The sequence below is a fragment of the Mycobacterium sp. ABE4_509 genome (assembly GCF_056160785.1).
On the sequence record NZ_JBSWXU010000001.1, the window covers coordinates 23,527 to 45,682 of the forward strand.

General features: G+C 69.1%; 19 protein-coding genes. 8 read left to right on the plus strand and 11 right to left on the minus strand.

Going from position 1 to position 22,156, the window contains the following annotated elements:
• Nucleotides 1-13: 13 nt before the first annotated feature.
• Together ACXAID_RS00135 and ACXAID_RS00140 are read right to left on the minus strand one after the other, a co-directional pair.
• Nucleotides 14-1,195, minus strand: a complete 1,182-nt coding sequence (locus tag ACXAID_RS00135) for a polyamine ABC transporter substrate-binding protein (RefSeq protein ID WP_475020145.1) — start codon at nt 1,193-1,195, stop codon at nt 14-16.
• A 56-nt stretch (nt 1,196-1,251) separates the two neighbouring features.
• Nucleotides 1,252-2,289: an ABC transporter ATP-binding protein gene (locus tag ACXAID_RS00140; protein ID WP_475020146.1), complete on the minus strand. Its 1,038-nt coding sequence runs from the start codon at nt 2,287-2,289 to the stop codon at nt 1,252-1,254.
• A gap of 447 nt (nt 2,290-2,736) precedes the next feature.
• Here ACXAID_RS00140 and ACXAID_RS00145 point away from each other — a divergent pair, with 447 nt between their 5' ends.
• Entirely contained in the window at nt 2,737-3,171 is a 435-nt protein-coding gene (locus ACXAID_RS00145) for a type II toxin-antitoxin system Rv0910 family toxin (protein WP_475020147.1), read from the plus strand.
• 5 nt (nt 3,172-3,176) lie between these two features.
• Here the strand turns inward: ACXAID_RS00145 and ACXAID_RS00150 are convergent, their stop codons facing one another.
• Nucleotides 3,177-4,652, minus strand: coding sequence for an MFS transporter (locus tag ACXAID_RS00150; RefSeq protein WP_475020148.1), 1,476 nt, complete (start codon nt 4,650-4,652; stop codon nt 3,177-3,179).
• A 196-nt stretch (nt 4,653-4,848) separates the two neighbouring features.
• Between ACXAID_RS00150 and ACXAID_RS00155 the strand changes: the two genes are divergently transcribed.
• Together ACXAID_RS00155 and ACXAID_RS00160 are read left to right on the plus strand one after the other, a co-directional pair.
• The gene (locus tag ACXAID_RS00155) at nt 4,849-5,331 is read left to right on the plus strand and encodes a TspO/MBR family protein (protein WP_475020246.1); all 483 of its coding nucleotides are present in this window, start codon (nt 4,849-4,851) and stop codon (nt 5,329-5,331) included.
• Nucleotides 5,332-5,451: 120 nt separating this feature from the next.
• Nucleotides 5,452-6,264, plus strand: coding sequence for an acyl-CoA thioesterase domain-containing protein (locus ACXAID_RS00160; protein ID WP_475020149.1), 813 nt, complete (start codon nt 5,452-5,454; stop codon nt 6,262-6,264).
• 67 nt (nt 6,265-6,331) lie between these two features.
• Here ACXAID_RS00160 and ACXAID_RS00165 read toward each other — a convergent pair whose 3' ends face one another.
• The 3 genes from ACXAID_RS00165 to ACXAID_RS00175 all read right to left on the minus strand — a co-directional run bounded on the left by ACXAID_RS00165 (nt 6,332) and on the right by ACXAID_RS00175 (nt 8,380).
• Nucleotides 6,332-7,015, minus strand: coding sequence for an SDR family NAD(P)-dependent oxidoreductase (locus tag ACXAID_RS00165; RefSeq protein ID WP_475020150.1), 684 nt, complete (start codon nt 7,013-7,015; stop codon nt 6,332-6,334).
• A 94-nt stretch (nt 7,016-7,109) separates the two neighbouring features.
• Complete coding sequence (locus ACXAID_RS00170) at nt 7,110-7,937, minus strand: PHP domain-containing protein (RefSeq protein WP_475020151.1); 828 nt, start codon at nt 7,935-7,937, stop codon at nt 7,110-7,112.
• A gap of 50 nt (nt 7,938-7,987) precedes the next feature.
• On the minus strand, nt 7,988-8,380 hold the full coding sequence (locus ACXAID_RS00175; protein ID WP_475020152.1) for a nuclear transport factor 2 family protein: 393 nt from the start codon (nt 8,378-8,380) through the stop codon (nt 7,988-7,990).
• A gap of 139 nt (nt 8,381-8,519) precedes the next feature.
• Between ACXAID_RS00175 and ACXAID_RS00180 the strand changes: the two genes are divergently transcribed.
• Nucleotides 8,520-9,377 carry a peptidoglycan recognition protein family protein gene (locus tag ACXAID_RS00180; protein WP_475020153.1) on the plus strand — a complete coding sequence of 286 codons (858 nt, stop codon included), beginning with the start codon at nt 8,520-8,522 and terminating at the stop codon, nt 9,375-9,377.
• Here the strand turns inward: ACXAID_RS00180 and ACXAID_RS00185 are convergent, their stop codons facing one another.
• The gene (locus ACXAID_RS00185) at nt 9,378-10,367 is read right to left on the minus strand and encodes an NAD-dependent epimerase/dehydratase family protein (protein ID WP_475020154.1); all 990 of its coding nucleotides are present in this window, start codon (nt 10,365-10,367) and stop codon (nt 9,378-9,380) included. It lies immediately after the preceding gene.
• A 113-nt stretch (nt 10,368-10,480) separates the two neighbouring features.
• Between ACXAID_RS00185 and ACXAID_RS00190 the strand changes: the two genes are divergently transcribed.
• Together ACXAID_RS00190 and ACXAID_RS00195 are read left to right on the plus strand one after the other, a co-directional pair.
• Entirely contained in the window at nt 10,481-10,945 is a 465-nt protein-coding gene (locus ACXAID_RS00190) for a hypothetical protein (protein WP_475020155.1), read from the plus strand.
• Nucleotides 10,946-11,021: 76 nt separating this feature from the next.
• Nucleotides 11,022-13,019 carry a DUF7064 domain-containing protein gene (locus tag ACXAID_RS00195; protein ID WP_475020156.1) on the plus strand — a complete coding sequence of 666 codons (1,998 nt, stop codon included), beginning with the start codon at nt 11,022-11,024 and terminating at the stop codon, nt 13,017-13,019.
• 147 nt (nt 13,020-13,166) lie between these two features.
• Here ACXAID_RS00195 and ACXAID_RS00200 read toward each other — a convergent pair whose 3' ends face one another.
• Complete coding sequence (locus tag ACXAID_RS00200; RefSeq protein ID WP_475020157.1) at nt 13,167-14,501, minus strand: RNA-dependent RNA polymerase family protein; 1,335 nt, start codon at nt 14,499-14,501, stop codon at nt 13,167-13,169.
• Nucleotides 14,491-16,572, minus strand: coding sequence for a hypothetical protein (locus tag ACXAID_RS00205; RefSeq protein WP_475020158.1), 2,082 nt, complete (start codon nt 16,570-16,572; stop codon nt 14,491-14,493). Before ACXAID_RS00205 ends, ACXAID_RS00200 begins: the two co-directional genes overlap by 11 nt.
• 142 nt (nt 16,573-16,714) lie before the next feature.
• Here ACXAID_RS00205 and ACXAID_RS00210 point away from each other — a divergent pair, with 142 nt between their 5' ends.
• Nucleotides 16,715-17,482 carry a ribonuclease T2 family protein gene (locus ACXAID_RS00210; protein ID WP_475020159.1) on the plus strand — a complete coding sequence of 256 codons (768 nt, stop codon included), beginning with the start codon at nt 16,715-16,717 and terminating at the stop codon, nt 17,480-17,482.
• Nucleotides 17,483-17,605: 123 nt separating this feature from the next.
• Here the strand turns inward: ACXAID_RS00210 and ACXAID_RS00215 are convergent, their stop codons facing one another.
• Nucleotides 17,606-17,779 carry a hypothetical protein gene (locus tag ACXAID_RS00215; protein ID WP_475020160.1) on the minus strand — a complete coding sequence of 58 codons (174 nt, stop codon included), beginning with the start codon at nt 17,777-17,779 and terminating at the stop codon, nt 17,606-17,608.
• Between the two features lie 287 nt (nt 17,780-18,066).
• On the opposite strand from ACXAID_RS00215, the gene ACXAID_RS00220 reads away from it, so the two are divergent.
• A complete protein-coding gene (locus tag ACXAID_RS00220) occupies nt 18,067-19,728 on the plus strand; it encodes a cation:proton antiporter domain-containing protein (protein ID WP_475020161.1) in 1,662 nt (553 codons plus the stop codon).
• A 22-nt stretch (nt 19,729-19,750) separates the two neighbouring features.
• On the opposite strand, the gene ACXAID_RS00225 is transcribed toward ACXAID_RS00220, so the two are convergent.
• Complete coding sequence (locus ACXAID_RS00225) at nt 19,751-22,156, minus strand: PEP/pyruvate-binding domain-containing protein (protein ID WP_475020162.1); 2,406 nt, start codon at nt 22,154-22,156, stop codon at nt 19,751-19,753.

The following is a 22,156-nucleotide window of genomic DNA, read 5'->3' on the forward strand; positions in this document are numbered from 1 at the left end:
CGGGTCAACCGGGTCAGCCTCCGGTGACGGCGGCGTAGGCGGTGTTGAACTCCTGGGTCTGCTCATCGGTGAGCGGGGCCCAGCCCTTCGACTTGTCCAGCACCGACTGCGGCGGGTTGATCAGCGGGTTGTTCGCCGACTCGGGGTCGATCTTCTCCAGTTCCTCGGTCATGCCCGAGAGCACCGGGATGTACTGGACGAACGACACCAGCTTGGCGTAGTTCGCCCGGTCGTAGACGTAGTCGATCCACGCCTCGGCGGCCGCCTGGTTCTGGGTGGTGTACGGGATCACCATGGTGTCGACGAACGTCGTCGCACCCGTCTCGGGCACCACGAACTGCAGGTCCGGGTTGTCGGCCTGCAGCTGCACGATGTCACCGGAGTAGGCCTGGGCCACAGCGACGTTGCCGGCGGCCAGGTCGTCGGCGTAGTCGTTGCCGGTGAAGCGGCGGATCTGGCCCCGGTCGTTCTGCTCACGGACGACGTCGATGGCCTGCTGGACGGACTCGGTGGTGGGGTTCTCCGGCGAGTTGCCCTGGGAGAGCATGATCATTCCCAGGCCGTCCTGGGCGTCGGAGAACAGCGAGACCCGGCCCTTGAACGCGGGATCCCACATGTCCTCGATCGTGGTCAGGTCGCGTCCGGTGGCCGCCCGGTTGTAGGCGATGCCGACCAGACCCGACATGTAGGGGGCGCTGAACTCGCGGCCCGGGTCCACGCTGGCCTCGAGTAGATCGGGGCGCAGGTTCTTCAGGTTCGGCACGGCGTCGTGGTTGATGTTGTTGAGCCAGCCGAGCTGGTGCAGGCGCACCGCCATGTAGGTGGTCGGGACGGCCAGGTCGGCGCCGATGTCCTGCTTGCGCGACAGTGGTTCCTTGACCTTGGCGAACCACTGTTCGTTGTCGTTGAAGTCTTCCTTGTAGTCGACGGTGATGCCCGACGCAGTCTGGAACGCCGCGACGAATCCGTCTGCCATGTACAGCGGCCAGTTCGAAATCCGCAGCGTGCCGCTGGCGGGTCCGCCGTCGCCGGTCGGTGTCGCCGAGGTGTCGCTGTCCGAGCTGCACGCCGCGAGCAGCGACGAGCCGAGCGTCAGACCGGCCGCGGCGGCGGCGCTACCGCCCAGGAAGCGGCGGCGCGAGGTGCGGCCGGCGGTCAACCGGGCCAGCAGACGGGGATCGATTTCACGGGACATGACGGGGGTGCCTTTCGTCGGCTCCGGGGAGGGGAGGGTGTCGGGGCGTCGGGAGTTCAGGAGTCGTCGAGCATGTCCTCGAGATCCCCGGTGGTGGGGATGTCGGCGCCGGGCAGGACCAGCGAGGCGGCGGGCGCCCAGGACGCGTACACCTCGTCGCCGGGGCGCAGCATCGGCAGGTCCTGCTCCGGTCCGACGTGCGCGACGATCGTCGAGGAGTCCGGTGCCGCCATCAACAGCCGCACCACCGGGCCCTGGAAGGTCAGGTCGGTCACGGTGGCCCGGACGCCGACGAAGTCGCCGGCCGGCGGCTCCTGGGCCGACGGGGACACCCGGATGCGTTCCGGGCGCACCATCAGCGTGGCGTTGCCGCCCGGCTCGATGGCGGTGTCGCCGGGGCGGGCCTTGAGCGTCGAGCCGAGGACGTCGACCTCGACGAAATCCCGGTTCGCCCGCCCGGTTTGGCGGCCGGCCCACAGGTTGGCCTGTCCGATGAAACTGGCGACGAAGACGGTGGCGGGCCGGTCGTAGATCTCGGTGGGGGTGCCGATCTGCTCGACGTTGCCGGCGTTCATGACCGCGATGCGGTCACTCATCGTCAGCGCTTCCTCCTGGTCGTGGGTCACGTAGATGAACGTGATGCCGACCTCGCGCTGGATGCGCTTGAGTTCGAACTGCATGACGTGGCGCAGCTTGAGGTCCAGCGCGCCGAGCGGTTCGTCGAGCAGCAGCGCACTGGGATAGTTGACCAGCGCCCGCGCCAGGGCCACCCGCTGCTGCTGACCGCCCGAGAGCTGCGCAGGTTTGCGCTGCGCGAAGTCGGTCAGGCGGACGGTCTCGATCAACTCGTCGACGCGCTTGCGCACCTCGGCCTTGCCCAGTTTGGCCGCACGCGGCCCGTAGGCCACGTTGTCCCACACCGTCATGTGCGGGAACAGCGCGTAGTGCTGGAACACGGTGTTGACGTTGCGCTTGTTCGGCGGGGTCTTCGACACGTCGGTGCCCTCGAGCCGGATGGCGCCCTCGCTGGGCGTCTCGAATCCGGCGATCATCCGCAACGTCGTGGTCTTGCCGCAGCCGGACGGACCGAGCATCGAGAAGAACTCGCCTTGGGCGATGGTGAAATCGGCGTCGGTGACGGCGATGTAGTCACCGAAGCGCTTGGTGACGTGGTCGATCTCGATGACCGGGCCACCGTGGGTCGGCCCAGGTCCCTGTGACGCTGAAGTGCGGTCTTCAGCGGTGGTGTGTGTGCCGGTCAGGGCGTGTCCTCCTCAGGTGCAGCCGTGAGAGCTGTGGATAAACAATCGCGGATCGCGCCGACCTTCGCAAGCGAATCCGCAACGAATTTACAAATCGACAATCGAATCCCTCGCTCATTCTCGGCGATATCACGTGATTCCGCGCATCGGGAGCGTGCTGCACTCTCGCCTGACCAGGTCGGGCCGGCACGGGGTGACATCGCAGGAACCGATCTTCGCAGCCAGCCGAGGAGCGCGATGCCCGTTTACGCCGATGATCATGTGGGGTAGGGACAGGAGATGGCCTCAGTCGATGTATCGGTGTCCTCCTCCCTCACCCCGGAAAAAGCCTGGTCGCTGGCTTCGGATCTGGGTCGCTTCGACGAGTGGCTGACGATCTTCGGCGGCTGGAAGAGCCCGGTGCCCGACGACATCGACGTCGGCACCGAGGTGTCCTCGTGCATCAAGGTCAAGGGATTCCGCAACGACATCCACTGGCGTGTCACCCGTTACGACGAGCCCAAGGAGATCGAACTGGTGGGCACCGGGCGGGGCGGGGTGCGGATCGGCCTGACGATGACGGTGGAGCCGCTCGACGGCTCCGACGGATCGGACTTCAAGGTGGACGCCGACCTGTCCGGCGGCCTGCTCAACACCCCGATCGGTGGACTCGTCGCCCGTGTCATCAAGGGCGACGTGCACAAGTCGGTGCGCAATCTGGCCGAGCTGCGCTGAGCCGTTCAGCCCCACTCGTGGTTCATGGCCCGGGATTCGTAGCGCGCCTCCGCCGAGGCGGTCGACCCGGACCGCGGCCGCGACGCCGCGATGAGGCCGATCGCCAGGACGGCCGTCACGGCCCCGCCCAGGAAGGTGGCCACGAAGCTGCTCTCCATCGGGGTGCCCGCCGCGGTGGTGCGGCCGAGTAGCAGCGCGACGACCGCCGCGGCGATCGAGCTCCCGACCGTGCGGGCGATGGCGTTCATGCCGGTGGCGATCCCGGTCTCGCCGGTCTCGACCTCACTGACCACCAGCGCCGGCAACGCGCCGTACCCGAGGCTGATGTAGGCGTTGGCGAGGATGCTGGCCACGATCACCTGCCAGGGCGAGTTGTGGGCGAAGGCGACGAAGGTGAACCCTACGATGCCCGCCACGGCGGCGACGATCAGCACCGGGCGGGCCCCGAAGCGGTCGATGAACCGGCCGGAGACCAGGGCGATGACGAATCCGGTGAGCGCCCCCGGCAGCAGGTAGATGACGCTGGCCTGCAGCACGGTCGCCCCGAAGCCGTATCCGGCCGTCTCGGGCTGCATCTGGACGAACTGGGTCAGGCCCAGGAACGCGAAGTACAGGCCCATGCCCACGCTGATCGTCGCGAGGTTGGTGAACAGCATCGACCGCTGGGCCAGCATCCGGGTCGACACCAGAGGGCGGGCGGCCCGCCGCTCCCACAGCCACCAGCCGACCAGCACCGCCACGCCGCCGGCCGCGGCGGCCAGGGTGCGCGGTGACCCCCAGCCCCACGCATTGCCCTGGGTGATCGCCAGCAACACCGCCGCGAGGCCGACGGCCAGCCCCAGGGCGCCCAGCCAGTCGATCGACCCGTTGGCGCGGCGCGGCCGGTTCGGCACGAGCACCACGACGAGCGCGATCACGAACACGGTGAACCCGGTGGTCAGCCAGAACACCCGGTGATAGTCGGCGTCCCCGCTCATCAGCAGACCCACCACGACCAGTCCGGTGCCGCCGCCGAATCCCAACGTGCCGGACAGCACCGCCATCGCCGAGACCATCCGGTCGGGTGCGAGTTCCTCCCGCAGGATCGCGATGCTGATCGGATACAGCGCGAACGACGCGGCCTGCAGCACCCGCCCGGCGATCAGCAGCGGCAGCGAGGAGGACAGCGCCGCCAGCACCGAGCCGGCCAGCACCACGACGAGCACCCCGAGCAGGACGCCCTTCTTGCGGTGCAGATCGGCCAGCCGCCCGATCAGCGGGGTCATCGCCGCGGCAGCCAGCAGATTGGCCGTGACCGCCCAGCTGACCGCCACCGTCGACGCGCCGAGTTGATCGGCGATGACCCCCAGCACGGGCACCACCGCGGTCTGCAGCACGGCGACGGTCAGCACCACGACGCCGAGCCCGACCACGAGCAGCCGGGGCCGTCTGACCGGGTCGCCGACCGCGGCAGCGGATCGGTCGATGCCAATCTCCTGCACGCCGGGGCTCCGATCGTTAGCCGGTCTGTGGATCTCCCGGTGATTATCGCCCGACGTCCCGCGGTGCGGGCAACCGGTCACGCCGGGGGACGCGGCGAGACCCTGAATTCATTTCGGTGCAGGCCGATTCGTGACACTGTGATGGGGTAGTGGGCGCCGGACATCGTGGCGGCCCGCCCGTGCAGAAGGGATGACCATGCGTATGTTGACTCTTGCCAAGACCGCTGGTGCGGCGTTCACCGCAGCCGCGGTGGGCGGTCTGGCCACCGCGCCCGTCGTGGAGTCGCCGTGGTATCAGCGTCTGAAGAAACCGGGCTTCCAGCCACCCCGGGTGGCGTTTCCGATCGCCTGGAACATCCTGTACTCCGACATCGCCGCGGTGTCGGCGTCGACGATCGACACACTGCACGAGCGCGGGGACCGCGACCAGGCCCGGGCCTACACCCGGGCGTTGGCCGCCAACCTGGCTTTGAACGCCGGTTGGAGCTGGGTGTTCTTCAACCGGCGCATGCTCGGGCCCGCGGCGGTGCTGGCCGGGGTGCTCACGGTCAGCAGCGCGGACCTGACCCGCCGGGCGGCGGCGGTGAATGCGCCGGCGGGTGCTGCGCTGGCGCCCTACCCGCTGTGGTGTGCCTTCGCCACGGCGCTGTCCACCCGCATCTGGCAGTTGAATCGCTGAACCGGCCACCGCCCTTTGCTTGCCGATCGGCTAGTGAAGTACTTTACGTTCGCAAAGTGCACCGCCGACGGGAGGCCGCCCCTTGGACACCGCCCCGATGTCGCCGATCAGAACATCGAGATGATCGCGGCATACTTCACCGCCTCGGCCGACGGTTTCGTGCCGACGGCCTACGCGCAGAGTCACTGGGGGGATGACCATCTCAACGGACCGGCAGTCGTGGGGCTGGCCGCACTGGCACTCGAGGACGAGTGCGGGGCGCCGGAGTTCCAGCCTGCGCGGTTGACCGTCGACCTGATGCGCGCGGCCCGCAACGCCCACACCACCGTCCGTGTCGAGGTGGTCCGGTCGGGTCGACGGGTGCACAGCGCGACGTGCGATGTCCTGCAGGACGGACGGAGCGTGGCCAGGGCGACGTTGCTGCAGTTCCGCCCGTCGGCCCCGCCGCCCGGCGAGCTCTGGACCTCCGCGGACCGCTTCCCGACACCGCCGGATCCCGACGGTGCGATCTTCCCCTACGTCGGCAGTGACGACGTCGGGTGGACCCGCTCTCCGGCCGAACACCAGAATGCCTCCCGCAAAAGGTTTTTCAACGACTCCATCCGTATCGTGGCAGACCGGCCGAACTCGCCGTTCGTCCGGGCCGCGACAGTGGCCGAGGCCACCAGCCTGGTCACCAACCTGGGCACTGCCGGGATCGGCTTCATCAACGGCGATCTGACCGTGGCGTTGTCGCGGCTGCCGGTCGACGAGTGGATCGGCATCGAGGCGGCCTCTCACAGTGCGGGCGCTGGCATCGCGGTGGGGACCGCCACCCTGTTCGACAGCCTGGGCCCGTTCGGGTCGGGGATGACCACCGCGGTCGCCAACCCGGCAGCACAAATCGACTTCAGTGCAACGGATTTCCAGCTGGGCGGCATCAACTACGAGTAGTCCCGTGGCTAGTCCATCCCGTTGGACAACACGATCGACTCTCCGCTTCGGCAGCGAGCCTGGCCGGTCAGCACCGACAGCACGGTATTGGCGACGTCGACCGGATCGAGCAGCCCCGGTCGCGGACGGCCCCGGGCGAAGACCTCCTCCACATCGTCGCGGCCCGGTTCGGGCAGGTCGGGCCGGATCGGTAGGTCGCCGGGTTGTGGATCATCGCGGTGTTCACCCCGGCGGGCAGCACAGCGTTGACCGTGATGCCGTGCTCGGCGACCTCGTAGGCCAGCGATTGCACCAGCGCCACCACGCCGGCTCTTGCTGCCGCATAGTGACCCGAGCCCGCCGCCCCGGTGCGGGCGACCACCGAGGACGTCGCCATCAAACGTCCACCGCCACTTCTGATCATGTGCGGCAGGGTCTCCCGAAATGTGTTGAACACGCCGGTGAGGTTGACGTCGATCATCCTCTGCCACCGCGCGGGCGACATCTCGGCGATCGGGCAGGCACCGGCGATTCCGGCGTTGGCGATGACGAAGTCGAGCCGGCCGAAGCGCGCGATCGCGGCATCGGCGACCGAGTTCATGGCTTCGAGATCGCGGGCGTCGGCAGTGACGGCCAGGCAGTCGCGCCCCAGCGACGGCACCGCCGCGGCGGTGTCGTCGAAGTCCGCCCGAGCCAGGGTCTGCGCGTGTGCACGTCCCTGGCCGCGGGCCCCGCCGGTGATCAACGTGACCGTGCCGTCCAACTGTCCCATCTCGCGCCCCTTCCGGTGTTCTGGTCCTCACAGGTGGACCCGCACCCCCGGCAGAACTCATCGCGCGGGGGTCACCCCGGAACGACCGTTGCGGTCAGCGCCGCCAGAAGTCGAACCGGTCGCGGCCGGGACGGAACCCGGCGGCCTCCACGATGTCGACGGCGAGATCGAACTGGTCACCGACCCGGTCGGGCAGATGGGCGTCGCTGCCGAACGACACCGCCCCGCCGCCCTGCTGATACCACCAGCGCACCAGATCCACGGAATGCAGCGGCGATTTGGTGTTGATCTCCAACGCGCGCTGCGACGAGGCCAGCGCGGAGAACACCGTTCGGTAGTGCTCCTCGAAGTCGGACTCCCGGTACGGGCCGACCCGGTCGCTGGGCCAGTACCGGCGTGGGTAGTCGCAGTGGGCCAGGACGCTGAACAGGTGCGCTCCTTCGGCCATCGTCACCATGTCGGTGAAGTAGCGCTGCATCAGCTCATGCGGGTCGGCCGTGGCGAACAGCGCCGAACCGATGCTCTCCAGGGTGCCGTCCCTCGCGATGCCGTGCAGGCTGCCCAACACCCGGTCGAAGTCGGCCGAATCGAGAACCTTTGTGACACTTGCCGAGAAGTAGTGCGGTTCACCGGCCTCGATACCGGACAGCACACGCAGGTCCGGAAACATCTCGCGGCAGCGCGCGATGTTCGCGCAGTAGCCGTCGACGTCGAAGGGAGCCACGCCGGGCCGCTCGCCGACCCGCAACGACGAATCCGCCCCCGGGTCACCGGCGCCCCAGTCGGTGAAGTCGACGTGCTCGGTGAAGGCCGCCGCGGGAATGCCGCGCCGGAGCGCCTGCTCGCACTCGCGTTCCATCGTCGACGTGTCGGCCGTGTCCCAGGACCACCGGGAATGGACGTGGTTGTCGGCGGGAAGCATCGCGTCGATGGTCGCACGCGGGCGGGGTCAGCCGCGCGGTGCGCGGACGCTCAGCCGCTCAGCTCTGCGGCCTCCCGCTGGATCTGGTCGAACTGGGCGGCCATCGCCTCGGCCAGCACGGTGGCACCCGACAGCGGCCGCACCATCACCATGAAGTCGTCGATCAGGCCTTCGTCGTTGACGTGCAGGAAGTCGCATCCGGTGATCTTCTTGCCGGCCACGGTGGCCTCGAAGACCAGCGCGTGGTCGCGGCCGTCGGTGATCTCACGGATGTAGCGGAAGTCCTCGAACACCCGCATCACCCCGCGCAGGATCGCCGCGGTGATGGGTTTACCGGGGTACGGCTTGAATGCGACAGGGCTGGTGAACACGACGTCGTCGGCCAGCAACGCGGCCATCGCGTCGGTGTCACGGGCTTCCACGGCTTCACGGAACGACTGCACTACACACCTCTTCGGAATCGGGGGACCGCACCACCCTAATGTCCCGCAGGCGCGCCGCGGCGGGGTTCTCGCCCGGGTGGCCGCGCGTAGGTTGGTGTGTGGTCACCGGCCCCGCAACAGCAGAAGGAGGCGTACGGCGATGCCACAGGTCCGCGCGTGGCGCGGCGACCCGGTGTGGCTGGCCGACGTGCTGCGCGCCGAAGGCCTGGAAGTGGTCGAATTGCCCGGATGGCGCTCGCGCGGCCACGGTGACTTCAAAGACATCCGCGGGGTGATGGTGCATCACACCGGCTCGGACTTCGCCACCGCCGCGTCCATCGCCGGCGGGCGGCCCGATCTGGCCGGCCCGCTGTCCCAACTGCACATCGCGCGCAGTGGGACGGTGACGGTGGTGGCGGCCGGGGTGGCCTGGCATGCGGGGGTCGGGATGTACCCGTGGCTTCCGGTGAACATGGGCAACTGGCACACGATCGGGATCGAATGCGCCAACTCCGGCACCGGCCCGTTGGCCCCGCACCGCCAGAACTGGCCCGATTCCCAGTATTTCGCGCTGGTCGGGGCCTGCGCGGCGATCTGCCGACGGCTCGGTCACCGGGCGGGCCGAACCATCGGACACAAGGAGTACGCCGGCCGCGCGCAGGGCAAGTGGGATCCGGGCGCGATCGACACGGACCGGCTGCGCGCCGACGTGGCACGTCAGATCGGCGCTGTGACGCCTGGACGGGCACCGCGACCCGGGGTGCCGGTCGGTGCCTACGCCGAGGTGTTGCTCTTCCGCGGAATGTCCGGCCCGCAGGTCGCCGAACTGCAGCGCCGGCTCAAGTTCGCCTATGCGGCCTACGCCGGCGCCCTGGAGATCACCGCAGAGTTCGGCCCCGACACCGAGGCGGCGGTGCGTGAGTTCCAGCGCCGCACGCCCGGATTGCGCGTCGACGGCATCGTCGGACCGGCCACCGCGGCCGCGCTCGAGCTGCGCCTGGTCGGGCCGCAGCCGTGATCAGAGTCGGCCCACCCGTTCGAGCCCGTCGACGGTGTCGGCGATCGTCTCGGCCGGATCGCGCTGGACGATACCGAGTTCGCGCTCGCTGGGCCCGTCGTCGGAGGTGGGCATCTGGGTGTAGTACTGCATCGCCGCGGAGTTGATCGGCGTCTCGACCGGAAGGTACGGGCCGACGACGTCGAGCAGCCGCCCTGCGCTGCGCAGCGCCACGTCCGGCACCGGGAAGACGGCCAGTGACTTCTGCGCCGCATCGCCGATCATCGAGGCCAGCCGGTCCACCGGGACACGCCGGCCGCCGGCCATGTAGCGGCGCGGGCCGCGGTCCGGCTCCAGCAACGCGACATGCAGTGCGGCGAGATCACGCACGTCGATGACGATCCACGCGGCACCGCGCCCGGGCACACCGTGCATCTTCACCGCCGCCTCGACCCCTTCGGCGGCCTCGCCGAACTGATCGCCTGCCGGCGGGCCGAGCACCATGCCGGGATAGGTGATGGACACCGGCGCCCCGGCATCCTGCAGGCCCCGCGCATAGGCCTCCACCGCGGCTTTCGACCGGCCGTACCCGTCGCTGCCGCCGACCACCGGCAGGTCGGCGTGCAGCACGTCGAGCCCGGGACGGAACAGCGCGGTGAAGCTCGAGACGTGCACGATCGGGTCGATGCCCGCCGCCGCGGCGCCGCCCAGGATGTTGCGGGCACCCTCCAGATTGGTGTGCAGCATCTCGTCGGCACGGTTGGGATCGGTGGAAACCATCGCTGCACAATGGATCACCGCGTCACAGCCGTCGAGGGCCCGCGCGGTGGACTCTGCGTCGGCGATGTCGCCGGTCACGTGGTCACCGATGTCGACACCGAGTTGCTCGGCGCTGCTGCTGAGCCGGCCGACGTTGCGGACCAGGAAGCGCACCCGGTGTCCGGCGTCCTCGACGGCCTTGGCGGTCCACGCCCCGACGAATCCGGTGCCGCCGGTGATCAATACCTTCATCTGCCCTCCGTCTCGTTGGCCGTACACCATGTCGGACGGTACCCAAGTCCCTGTCGGCTCAACCTGCCCGCGGTACCCACCCCTGGCCACCGTCGACGCTCTACAGTGACGTGATGGGGGAGCGAGCCGAGCCGCCGACGGGCTACGAGCAACCACGGGTCGATCCCGGCGCGATGGCGCTGGCAACCGTGGCCGGCGCGGTGGCGTTCATCTTCGGCGAGGGCGACTGGGACATTCTGGCCGTCGTCATCGGGCTGCTGCTGCTGACGATCCTGCTGGGGCACCACCGCGCGGCGCCGCCGGGCCGGACCCCGCGGACATTCCTGCTGCGGGCGGCGTTCGGTGCCACGACGGGCCTGGCCTTGTGCATCGCGATCGCGCCGGCGATCGAGCACCTGATCATCATCCCGTTCTTCCACGAGGAGTACGACGACGGCTTCTCGCCGGACGCCTGGAACACCACCGTCACCATCGCGCTGTTGTGGTTCGTCGTCACGGCGCTGTTGGCGCTGCTGGAGCCGCGTATCGCCCGGTGGCTGGACAGGTCGCCCAAAGAAAGGCCGGCCGCCGGCGGATAGCCGCTCGATTGACGGGCGTCAAACTTTTCGGGCTGATCGCCCGTGCCCGGCCCGGGCGCCGGTATACGTTGGCCCGGTGTCCTCGTCGCTGCGTCCACGCCTCATCGAACGCCCCACCGATCTGACCGCTGACTGGCTCACCGAGGTGCTCGGGCAGGGCACCGTGGCGGGTTTCACCGTCGAGCGCATCGGCACCGGCCAGATGAGCGAGTGCTACCGCGTGAGCCTGGAATACGCCGAGGGCCAGAGCGGTCCCGCCTCGGTGGTGCTCAAGGTCGCCGCGGCAGACCCCAGCAGCCGTGCGACCGGGCTGGCGATGGGGCTCTACCAGCGCGAGGTGGGTTTCTACACCGACATCGCTCCCGGTCTCGGCGGCCCGGTCGCACCGTGCCACCACGCCGCCTACGACCCGTCGAGCGGGGCGTTCGACCTGCTGCTCGCCGACGCCGCGCCGGCCAGCGTGGGTGACGAGGTCCGCGGTGCGACGGCCGAACAGGCGCACCTCGCGCTGACCCAGATCGCGCTCGTGCACGGCCCGCTGCTCAACGACGAAACGCTGGCGGCCGCCGACCGGCTGGGCGGCGAATCGCCGGTCAACCAGGGTTTGATCACCACTCTGTACGCCGGGTTCATCGACCGGTACCGCGACCAGATCCTCGACGAGCACCGAAACGTCTGCGCACGGCTGGTCGAGAGCTTCGACGCCTACATGGCCGCCGAGGCCGACCGGGACGGACCGCGTGGGCTGATCCACGGCGACTACCGGCTGGACAACATGCTGTTCGGGCAGCCGGGCGCCGACCGACCGCTGACCGTCGTCGACTGGCAGACCGTCACCTGGGGTCCGGCGTTCACCGACGTCGCCTACTTCCTCGGCTGCGCGTTGCCGATCGCGGCGCGGCGGGAGCACTACGACGCGCTGCTGCGCGCCTACACCGACGCGCTCGGGCCCGGCCGCGGTGTCAGCCTCGACGATGTCCGCGAAGGGGTGCGCCACCAGAGCTTCTTCGGCGTGCTGATGTCGATCGTGTCGCCCATGCTCGTCGAACGCACCGAGCGGGGCGACGAGATGTTCATGGCCATGATCGCGCGGCACTGCCAGCATGTGATCGACACCGACGCGCTGGCGATCCTGCCGGCTCCAGCCGCGCCGCAACCGTTGCAGCCCAGCGCCGCCGACGAAGGCCGGCACACCCCCGACGAGGATCCGCTGTGGAGCGAGAGCTGGTATTTCGACTTCGCCGACCCCGGGCAGGACTTCGGGGGGTGGTTCCGGCTCGGGCTGATTCCCAACCAGGGACACGCCTGGATCAACGCCGTGCTGTGCGGACCGGGTATGCCCACCGTAGCGGTGCTCGACTTCGAGGTGGCCCTGCCCGAGGATCACACGAACGTGCACAACGCCGACGCCTCGTTCGGGATGGACGTCCTCGACCCGCTGCGCACCTTCCGCGTCACCGTACGCGGTCGCGGACAGGCCTACGACGACCCTTCGGCGATCCTTCGCGGCCAGAGCGGTCGGCAGGTCGACGTGGACGTCGACCTGACCTGGACCACGGTCGGCACCCCGTATCAGTACCGGATGTCGCCGAGGTACGAGATTCCCTGCCAGGTCAGCGGATCCGTCACCGCCGACGGCCGGACCTTCGAGCTGGCGGCGGTAGCCGGGCAGCGTGACCACTCCTGGGCGCCGCGTGACTGGTGGTCCATGGACTGGGTGTGGAGCGCGCTGCACCTCGATGACGGCACCCACGTTCACGGGGTCGAGATCCGGATTCCGGGAATGGGGCCGCTGTCGGTGGGTTACCTGCAGAACCCCGGAGCGCCGCTGGTGGAACTCGAGCAGGTCACCGCCCGGGAAACGTTCGCCGACAACGGCTTACCGCTCGGCACCGAATTGACCTACGAGCCCGGAGGTGTCGCGGTCACCATCGATGTGCACGGTCACGGGCCGGTCCTGCTGACCTCGCCGGACGGGCGGTTGAGTCGGTTCCCCCGGGCGTGGGCGACCGTCACGGCTGCCGACGGCCGCACCGGGGTGGGCTGGATCGAATGGAATCAGAGCCAGTCCTGAGGCGCCGGAGCCGGTCGGGAGATTGTGGAAGGCGCGGGCAAAAACGGTAAAAATGAGAGGCCGAAAGCCGCAACCTCTGTGGCCTCTCGCTTGTACCGCACGAATGCGGGATCCGCGCCTGCCTGAAGGTTATTCCGACCGTGGTGCTCACTGCAAGTTGCGCGTCCGGACCAGCGAGGTCAGCCCCATCTGCCGGTACAACGTCGACGGCGGCAGCCTCCGGAAGCCGCGCACCCCCGGGGACCGGGTGGCGGCCTGAACGATCTTGCGGGCGATGCGGTAGTCGACGTCTTTGAGTGTGCCCCGGTCGGTGGTGGCCTCGAGCAACGCCGACAATCCGGCCACGGCGAACGGACTCGCGGGATCGAGCATCACGTTGGTCGCGGCCACCAGATGGCGGGCCCGCTGCTCGACCGGCAGCGGCGTCAGCGCCGGAGCGGCGCCGTCGATGCGTGTCACGATCCGGCTCACCAGGCGGCGCAGCCGAGTCGGGCCCAGGCTCACGGTGCCCACCGCGGAGACCGACAACCCCAGGCAGTCGACCCGATCCCGGCCGCGGTATGCCGGATCCGCCGCGCAGGGCAGCCCGGGGGCGCTCAGCGCGGTACGCACCTCCTTGTGCAGCGCGCGGCGGACGCCCAGTCTGCCGGTGAGCGCGTCGATACGGTTGTCCGCCTCGTGCAGCGCGGCCAGATCGCCGTGGGCGACGAGGAAATCATCGTTGTACCGGGCGTAGAAGACGCCGTCGATGCCGAGGACGGCCTCATCCATCGGGACGGCCGCCAGGTTGCCCAGCAGCGGGACCAGCGGCGTGCCCATCGCGATGCCGTTGACCCGGGTGAAGTGCGCTCCATCGGAGTCGCGGACCACGGGCCGCACCAGGGAGGTGATCAGATCCCAGGTGCGGCTGTCGATGTCGCCGGTGCTGCTGCCCAGCGAGGCGACCTGACGCAGGGTCTGCCACAGGGCGGCGTCCGGCCCGACGGGGAGATTGTCGCCGTACTTCTCGAAGTCGGATTGCAGGACGTAGACCGGCCCGCCCCTCGGCCCGACCCGTGCCCGGTGCGCCCGGATGAAACCGGCGAAAGCCCGCATCGCCGAGACATTCGTCAGCCCGGGCAGGTAGGAGTACACACCCGGTAGGCCGTGGCAGCGGGCGTTGTGCGACAGCAGCTTGAACAGCGCCGAGCCGACGATGTGATCGATGAAGCCCGGTTTGTGGGCGGCGCGGCGCTTGCTGCCGTCCTCGAGGAACCAGAGGTCGACGGGTTCGGGGCGGTAGCTCCCCTCGGCGATGCTGGCGGCGATCGCGCGCGACAGCGCCTGGCGGTCGGTCGCCGCGGCGAAGTAGCTCACGCCGGCCGCGGCCTCACCGAAGCCCATGCCACGTTCGCTGCGCTTGGTGAAGATCCGCAGAATGGCGTCGTCGTAGGTTTTGGCTTCGACCATCCGCTGAGCGATGTCCTCCGGCTCAGCGGGCATGATCCACATCCTGCGCCGGCCACCCACCCAATCGCCATGTCTGGAGGGTGTGCAGCCACCGGCGGAACTGTTCGGGCTCGGGCTCGTCGGGAAGCAGGAAGATCATCTGCACCTTGTTGCGGTGGAAGATCGGCGACAACCAGCGCCCCGCCACCTGGGCGACGAGGGCGTCGTCGTCGAGGCTGCGGATGGCGGCGGGCAGGATCGCCACCAGCAGGTCCGGGTCCAGCGAGCGCATGTCCCGGACTCCGGCGCGGGTTTTCACGTTGGCGACAAAGCCGTCGGGAAATATCCGCAGGAACTCGTCGCGCAGGATCTCCGGGCTCTGCGGCGGTTTCGGTGCGCCCTGGGCGGGGCGCAGCCAGCCCTCGGCGACGATGCGGTCGAGTGCGGCCGTCCCGTCGGGCGCCGGGTCCTTCCAGTAGTAGCCGCGATTCGCCGCACCCCCGGTCATGGTCTGGACCAGCAGGTGTGGTGCCCGGCCCGGCTCGACCTGCTGCTCACGTTCGTAGAAGATCAGTGACGTCGCCGAGCAGAACGCCAGGCACCCGGTGCCGTCGAGGGTTCGGCGCACCACATCGATCGCCGCGGAGCGCTGCCGGGAGGGAATCCATTCCGGTACCGAGATCGTCCCGGCCCGTACCGGACCGGTCTCGCCGCTCAGAGCCCGGATCCAGTCTCCCAGTGGAAGCTGGGTGGGGCGGGCCGGTCGGCGGTCGGCGAGGTGCTGCAGGTTGATGTGCACGATCAACAAGGCGATCATCGCCGCGGTGATCTCGACCAGGTCGGAGGCGGGGTCGGGGTCGAGCCACACCAGCGCCAGCAGCAGCATCGAGAAGACGATGGTGGCATTGAGCGCACGGAACCGGCCCTCGGCGAACAGCCTGATCTGATAGGTGCCGACCAGGCCGCGGACCACGAACAGGGGTAGCAGCGCGAGCAGGAAGCTGAACGGAATGCCGGGAAGCACGAATAGTCCCAGAATCACGGCCAGCGCCCAGAAGAACGCGGTGATCACCGGGGTGATGCTGAGCAACTTGTGGAAGAACCACACCCGGTATTCCCGCAACGCCGCCAGCCGTCGCAGCCGGACGAAGTCGAAGTAGAACACCACGGTCGCCTCGTAGGCGCCGCGGAACAACGGCAGCACCAGGTAGAAGAACTGAAACGCGTCGATCTCGCGCCACGCCTGCACCCCGGCGGTCAGGTCGAAGGCCCGGGTGTTGGTGCCGTAGATGCCCGCGATCAGCAGCACCACCACCGCGTCGAGGCGCAGACCGAACCCGGCCAGCGTGGCCTCGGCGCCCTGCCGCAGCGGGATGGCCGGAAGCGACCACCGGAAACGGCGCGGCGCAGGGATGTTCAGCGACGTGCCGGTCAGCCGGTAGAGCCTCAGTGTGAAATGCACGGTGATCCAGATGGACAGCGCGTTGGAGGCGATGATCGCCAGGACGACCGCGGCGGTCGGGTAGAAGAACACGCCGACACCGAGAACGAGCAACTGGACGATGTTGGGTGCGAACAGCGACCACAGCGGCCGGTAGATGCGCCGGGTGGCATACATTCCCGAATGAAGCACCCGCACCGGCATGCGCAGCGCGACCTCGATGATGATCAGCAGCGCGTAGAGCTGGCCCACCGGGTTGCCGTCCTGGGGGAGCAGCAGCACCAGCACCGCCGCCCCGAGCAGCGTCGCCCCGGCCGCCGCGATCGCCGACAGCACCAGCCAGCTGCCGATCTCCCGCTCCACCGACTCCCGGTCACCGGCCAGCGCGAACGTCCTCAGTCGTTCGCGCATGACCTCCAGCAGCCCCCACCAGGCGCCGCTGACGATCAGGCTGCCCACCCGCAGCACCATCACCGTGAAGGCCGCCACCCCGCCGAGGCTGGCAAGGATGATCAGGAACTCGGCGACGTGCAGCACGAAGGTGGTGCCGTCGAGCAGCAGCGCGTACCGGAGCCGATAACGGAAGTAGGCGAACATCTTTCCGGTGAGCAGGCACTCGTACAGCGACACCGTGCGTTTCCTGCGGCGCGCGGTCCGGTCCAGCCACCGGTCGATGTCGTTCACCGGCGAACCTGTCGGCGATGACGACAACTTCATGTGACCTTTCGCTGGCGATGGCTCAACGCCGAGGCGGTCCTGTGGCAGGCTGGTGAACGAGGTGGCCGAACGCTCGATCGGCGTTCCCGCCCCGGTAGAAGGGTGCCCCATGCAGCGCGGTGACGTCGCCGTATTGTCGATATCGGCAGCCTTGGCGGCCGTCGTCGTCGCCGCGGTGACATTCAGCCTGGTGGTCCTGGACCGGGAGTCCACCACCATGGTGTCGCGCAGCAGCACGTCGAGCTGGCTGGTGGTGACCTGGGGGCCCGGTTTCTGCGAAGTCGAGTCGGCGAGCCCGGCGTGCGCGTCCGGTGACATCGACCGACTCGGTCAGACGCTGGTGCTGCACGGTTTGTGGCCGCAACCGCCGGAGAACCAGTACTGCGGGGTGCCGCTGACGCTCGCGGAGCGGGTTCGCCGCGGGGCGGGCGGATTGCCGCAGGTCGCGCTGTCAACCGACGTGAACACACAGTTGTCGACGGCGATGGCCGATTCGGCGACGCTGGCCACCCACGAGTGGTACGCGCACGGCACCTGCTCTGGGGTGCGGCCCGACGAGTACTTCGCCGACGCGGTGGCGCTCACCGACGCGGTGCGCGAACTGCTCGATCCGGTCTTTCGGCAGGCATCGGGGGGTGAGCTGACCGTGGACACGGTCCGCGCCCGATTCGATGACCGACTCGGTGCGGGTACCGGTGACCGGGTCGGGCTGAGCTGCCGTAAGCAGATCAGCAAGACCGCGATGGTGGTCGACGTGCGGTTGTCGCTGCCGCCGGTGGCCGCGATGCGTGCGATCGACGACAAGCTGGCCCTGGCGGCGTTGCTCAGCCATGCGCCCCCGATGCATTCGCCGTGCCGGCAGGGTCACGTGGCCTAGCCGCGCCGCCGTCGAACCCGAAAGCGTCTGTGTGGTTGAGGTATTGGCGCACATTCCCGCCGAAGCCACTACGGGACCGTCGGGTTCCCTCCAGCCCCGGCCGGGCACCTGCGGCAATCTGGTTCAGGCCGACCTCATCGGCCGGCGGAACCGCTGGCGAGCCGACGCGGCATGCTGCCGGCAGAAGGCGCCGTCGGTGGTGGGCAGCCAACCGAGGTCCACGAGAACCTCGTTGAGCAGGCGGCGGGCGACGAATTCGTCACGAGGGGTTTCGCGCGACGGGGGAGATGACAACACGATGAGAGCCTGGCAACTACCGCATCGAATCTCGAATTCGTAGATAGGCCTGGACAATTGAACTCTTCTCGGCATTCGGCGACAACAGAGCGGCGCCGGTGCCGATCACGACAGTCTATCGTCACTCGGGCCCGTGCGCCTCCGCTGGCGGCCGCAGGATCAGAAACGGGCCGGCGGTCGGCAGAGAAATCCGGCGTTTGTCGCGATACTTGTAATACTCCATCAACACACCGGGGCCGCCGACGCAGCCGGCGGCCGCTTACGCCCTACGGGCAGGGGGATTGCGCGTGACAACTGTCGCCATCTATCTCGTCGTCACCTTCGGGCTCGGCGGGCTCGCACTGGCGGTCCGCCTGCCACCGCTGGTCGGCTTCCTGGCGGCAGGATTCGTCATCAACGCACTCGATGTCCCCAACGTGCCCCAGTTGGAGGTGCTGGCGGACCTGGGCGTCACGCTGCTGCTGTTCGCGATCGGTCTCAAGCTCGATGTCCGGATACTGCTGCGCCGTGAGGTGTGGCTGACCACGTCGGTGCACATGGTGATCAGCGTGGTCCTGGGCAGTCTGGCGATGTGGCTGGGGGCCGTCGCCGGCGTGGCGATGCTGTCCGGGCAGAGCATGCAGACCATCGCCCTGCTGGCCTTCGCGCTGTCGTTCTCCAGCACCGTGTTCGTGGTCAAAGTCCTCGAAGAGCGTGGCGAATCGCACGCGCTCTACGGGCGTGTCGCCATCGGCATCCTGGTCATGCAGGACATCATCGCCGTGGTCTTCCTGACGGCGACCAGCGGGCATCTGCCCAGCCCGTGGGCGCTGGCCCTGGTCGGCCTGTGGCCGCTGACCCGGCTGTTGCGCAAGATCTGGAGCCGGCTGGGCCACGGTGAGATGCAGTCGCTGTTCGGCATCGTGATGGCGTTCGTGCCGGGGTACGCGCTGTTCACCGCGGTCGGGCTGAAGGGTGACCTGGGTGCGCTGATCATCGGTGTGCTGCTGGCCTCGCACCCGGCGTCCTCGGAGCTGGCCCGCTCGCTTTTCCACATCAAGGAACTGCTGCTGGTGGGATTCTTCGTGTCGATCGGCCTGACCGGGCTACCGGACCTGCCCACGATCGCGGTGGCGGTGCTGATGGTGCTGCTGTTGCCGTTCAAGGCGGGCTGGTATGTGGCCCTGCTGTCGATGATGAAGCTGCGGCACCGCACCGCGATACTGGCCGGGCTGAGCCTGATGAACTACTCCGAGTTCGGCCTGATCGTGGTGTCGGTCGGGGTGTCGGTCGGCCTGCTGGCCGAAGCCTGGCTGGTGGAGATGTCCATCGCGGTGGCCCTGAGCTTCGTCGTCTCGGCCCTGGTCAACGGTCGCGGCCATCTGATGGTGGAGAAGATCGCTTCCCGGTTGCCGGCTCAGGACGAGCGCAATCTGCAGCCCGAGGAACGCCCCGTCGACGCCGGCGACGCCGAAGTGGTGGTGATCGGCATGGGGCGCGTCGGGTTCGCCGCCTATCAGCGCCTCACCGACCACTACGGGCTACGGGTGGTCGGTGTCGACTACGACGGGCCCCGGATCGGGCGCCTCGCGGATCAGGGGCTGCGGGTCATCGAGGGGGACGCGACCGACCTGGACTTCTGGAACCGGATGCGCCGGTCGGGCTCGGTGCGCATCGCCGTGCTGGCCATGCCGCGCCACGGTGCCAACGTCACCGCGCTGGAGTGTCTGCGCGAGTCCGGGTTCAGCGGCCAGGTGGCCGCCGTCGCCCGCTACGACGATGAGGTCCAGTGGGCCAAGGACCACGGGGTCGACATCGCGTTCAACGTCTATGCCGGTGCCGGGCTCGAACTGGCCGACCAGGTGGGCCGGGGTGAGGACGAGCCGGAAACCGAGGCCGGGTCCGGGGAGGATCCGACGCGCGCCGAGTCGGCCCGCCCGGGTGAGAGCGGGCGCCCCGACGGAACGTGAGGTCTCCCGGGGGCTGCGGCGATCAGGCCCGGCCGAGGCGGGTGACCACGCCCCGATCGCCGTCGACCCGCACCCGATCCCCGGTCTCGAGCACCTGGGTGGCCACCAACGTGTTGACCACACACGGCAGGCCGTACTCCCGTGCCACCACGGCGCCGTGTGACACCGAACTGCCGATGTCGGTGACCAGCGCCGCGATCACGGTGAAGTACGGGGTCCATCCGACGTCGGTGACCGGCGCGACCAGGATCTCCCCGCGCTGCACCTGCCGGGCATCCCGAATCGACTTCGCGACGCGCACGGTGCCCTCCACGGTTCCGCGGCTGGCCGGGCGTCCGACGATCTGATCGTCGGACGACGTGTCCGGCGGCGGGGCGAGCACCGGCGTGGGCCGGCCCAGCGAGACGTCGTCGAACTCGAGGGCATCCTGGAATTTCAGCGCCTCGCGGCGCTGCGCCGCGCGTCGCACCAGCTCGGTGGTGTCGCCGTCACCGACGACGCGGTGCAGCTCGGCGCGGTCGAAGAAGAAGACCAGATCGGCGTCGGGGAGCCGGCCGGAGCGGGCCAGCACCTCGCCGAGATGTCGATAGCCGCGCTTGAGCGCATGCGCCATCAGCGCCATCTTGGATTTGGTCTCCTCGCGCCCGCGCGCGCCGCCCTGCGCGAGCCGGGCCAGGAACCTCATCGCCGGGGAGTCGGCCTGAGCGCCGCCGGACCCGCGTTCGGCGCGGTGGGCGGGCTCGTCAGGCTGGGCTGGGTCGGCAGGGTTCGCTGTTGCGCCGAGCATGACCTGCATCATCGACCCCAGCCCGGCGGGGTCCTGCGCCCAGGACGGGTCGCGCATGCACAGTTCGCGGTAGCCACGGTGACCGTGCCGAGCCAGGAACTGCCGAAGCGCCGCACCGGCGGTGCCGTCGGCCGACCGCAATTCGGCGACCGCGACATCGGGTTCGGCTGAACGGAACCGCTCGGCGGTCGCGGGGTCATCGGCGATGCTGCGCACCACTGCGTGCAGTTCGCCGACCATCATGGCGCTTTCCACGTCGCTGGCCCCGGCCATCAGTGCCATCGCCTCGGCCCGGCCGTCGTCTTCGCTGCGCCCGCTCTTGAGCGCCTGCCTGATCACGACGCTCTCGAGGATGTTGGCCGCCACCGCCGCGCGGGACGACGACCGGACGTGGGTCAGCGTGACGTCGCAGTACAGCTCGACACCGGCCTCCAGCTGCTCGAGGACCAGCAGGGGGTCGTCGCCGTCCGGGATCCGGTACCCGGTGATCTGGCGGTGCAGCCGGCGGATCGCCGGACCCGCGGACAGCGCATGCGAGGTGAGCAGGATGGTGTTGACGAGTTTGCGCCCGAACGGTTTCGGCGGTTTGGGCTCCAGCTCGTCGATCACCCGGCCGCAGATCGACATGGAGAACTGCTCGAGCGAGTTGCCCAGGATGCCCGAGCTCAGCGCCGTCCCCTCGGTCATGTTCAGGAACATGTGCCCGTAGAAGTACCCGACCTGCAGCCAGGGCTTTTCGTAGCTCGGCTGGGCGCGCGCGACCACCTGGGTCATCTGCATCGCGTAGTCGATGGCATGGCCGGATACCGACGCGGTGAGCGGGCAGAACGCACCGGGCATCATCTCGCCGATGTTGCATCGGGTGTAGACGTGGGTGTCGCCGGCCAGCGGCGAGTCCATCTCGTTGAGGTCTGCGGGCAGGGTGGTGATGGGCCGGGCCTGCAGCCACCACAGCGTCCCGGACCGGTCGATCGCCCACTCCAGATCCATGGGTTTGGCCCAGTGCTGTGCGGCGCGCAGCGCACCGGAGCGGATCTCGGCGATCTCCTCGGGTGACAGGACCGGTGGGGTACCGGTTTCCTGGATCAGCGGGCTGCCGTCGGCGCCGAGCACGATGTGGTCGGGGGAGGCGGAGCCGTCGACGAGCGCCTCCCCGAGCCCGGCGATCGCGTCGATCACCATCAGGTCGCGCCGGCCGGTGGCCGGATCCGCGGTGAACACCACGCCGGCGGCGCGCGCATCGACCATCTGCTGGACGACGATGTTCATCGTGGCCGGGCGGTCTGTGCTGTAGGACGACGCACGCCGCGAACCCACCGATTCGGCGCACGTGCGGATCGCCGCGGCGAAATTCTCGGCGGTGTCGACGCCCAGCACGGTGTCGTACTGGCCGGCGAAGGACTGGTCGTCGCCGTCCTCGCCGACGGCCGAGGACCGCACCGCCACCGGCGTCGCCCCGTTGGCCGCCATGTGGGCGAACCGTTCGGCTGCGCCATCGAGCGCGGCGTGCATGGTCGCGTCGGCGATGACGAACCCCACCGGCACGCACAGCCCGAGGCGCCGCAGCTCGGCCAGTCCCGCCGCCTTGCCGCCGAAGCGGGCGTCGGTGATGTCGTCGAAGTCGACTGTATTCAAGGTCAT

Coding starts and splice junctions, on each gene's coding strand:
- ACXAID_RS00135 (WP_475020145.1), bottom strand. CDS start 1,195: ATGTCCCGTGAAATCGATCCCCGTCTGCTGGCCCGGTTGACCGCCGGC.
- ACXAID_RS00140 (WP_475020146.1), bottom strand. CDS start 2,289: ATGCTCGGTCCGTCCGGCTGCGGCAAGACCACGACGTTGCGGATGATC.
- ACXAID_RS00145 (WP_475020147.1), top strand. CDS start 2,737: ATGGCCTCAGTCGATGTATCGGTGTCCTCCTCCCTCACCCCGGAAAAA.
- ACXAID_RS00155 (WP_475020246.1), top strand. CDS start 4,849: ATGCGTATGTTGACTCTTGCCAAGACCGCTGGTGCGGCGTTCACCGCA.
- ACXAID_RS00160 (WP_475020149.1), top strand. CDS start 5,452: ATGATCGCGGCATACTTCACCGCCTCGGCCGACGGTTTCGTGCCGACG.
- ACXAID_RS00165 (WP_475020150.1), bottom strand. CDS start 7,015: ATGGGACAGTTGGACGGCACGGTCACGTTGATCACCGGCGGGGCCCGC.
- ACXAID_RS00170 (WP_475020151.1), bottom strand. CDS start 7,937: ATGCTTCCCGCCGACAACCACGTCCATTCCCGGTGGTCCTGGGACACG.
- ACXAID_RS00180 (WP_475020153.1), top strand. CDS start 8,520: ATGCCACAGGTCCGCGCGTGGCGCGGCGACCCGGTGTGGCTGGCCGAC.
- ACXAID_RS00185 (WP_475020154.1), bottom strand. CDS start 10,367: ATGAAGGTATTGATCACCGGCGGCACCGGATTCGTCGGGGCGTGGACC.
- ACXAID_RS00190 (WP_475020155.1), top strand. CDS start 10,481: ATGGGGGAGCGAGCCGAGCCGCCGACGGGCTACGAGCAACCACGGGTC.
- ACXAID_RS00200 (WP_475020157.1), bottom strand. CDS start 14,501: ATGCCCGCTGAGCCGGAGGACATCGCTCAGCGGATGGTCGAAGCCAAA.
- ACXAID_RS00210 (WP_475020159.1), top strand. CDS start 16,715: ATGCAGCGCGGTGACGTCGCCGTATTGTCGATATCGGCAGCCTTGGCG.
- ACXAID_RS00225 (WP_475020162.1), bottom strand. CDS start 22,156: ATGACCTTGAATACAGTCGACTTCGACGACATCACCGACGCCCGCTTC.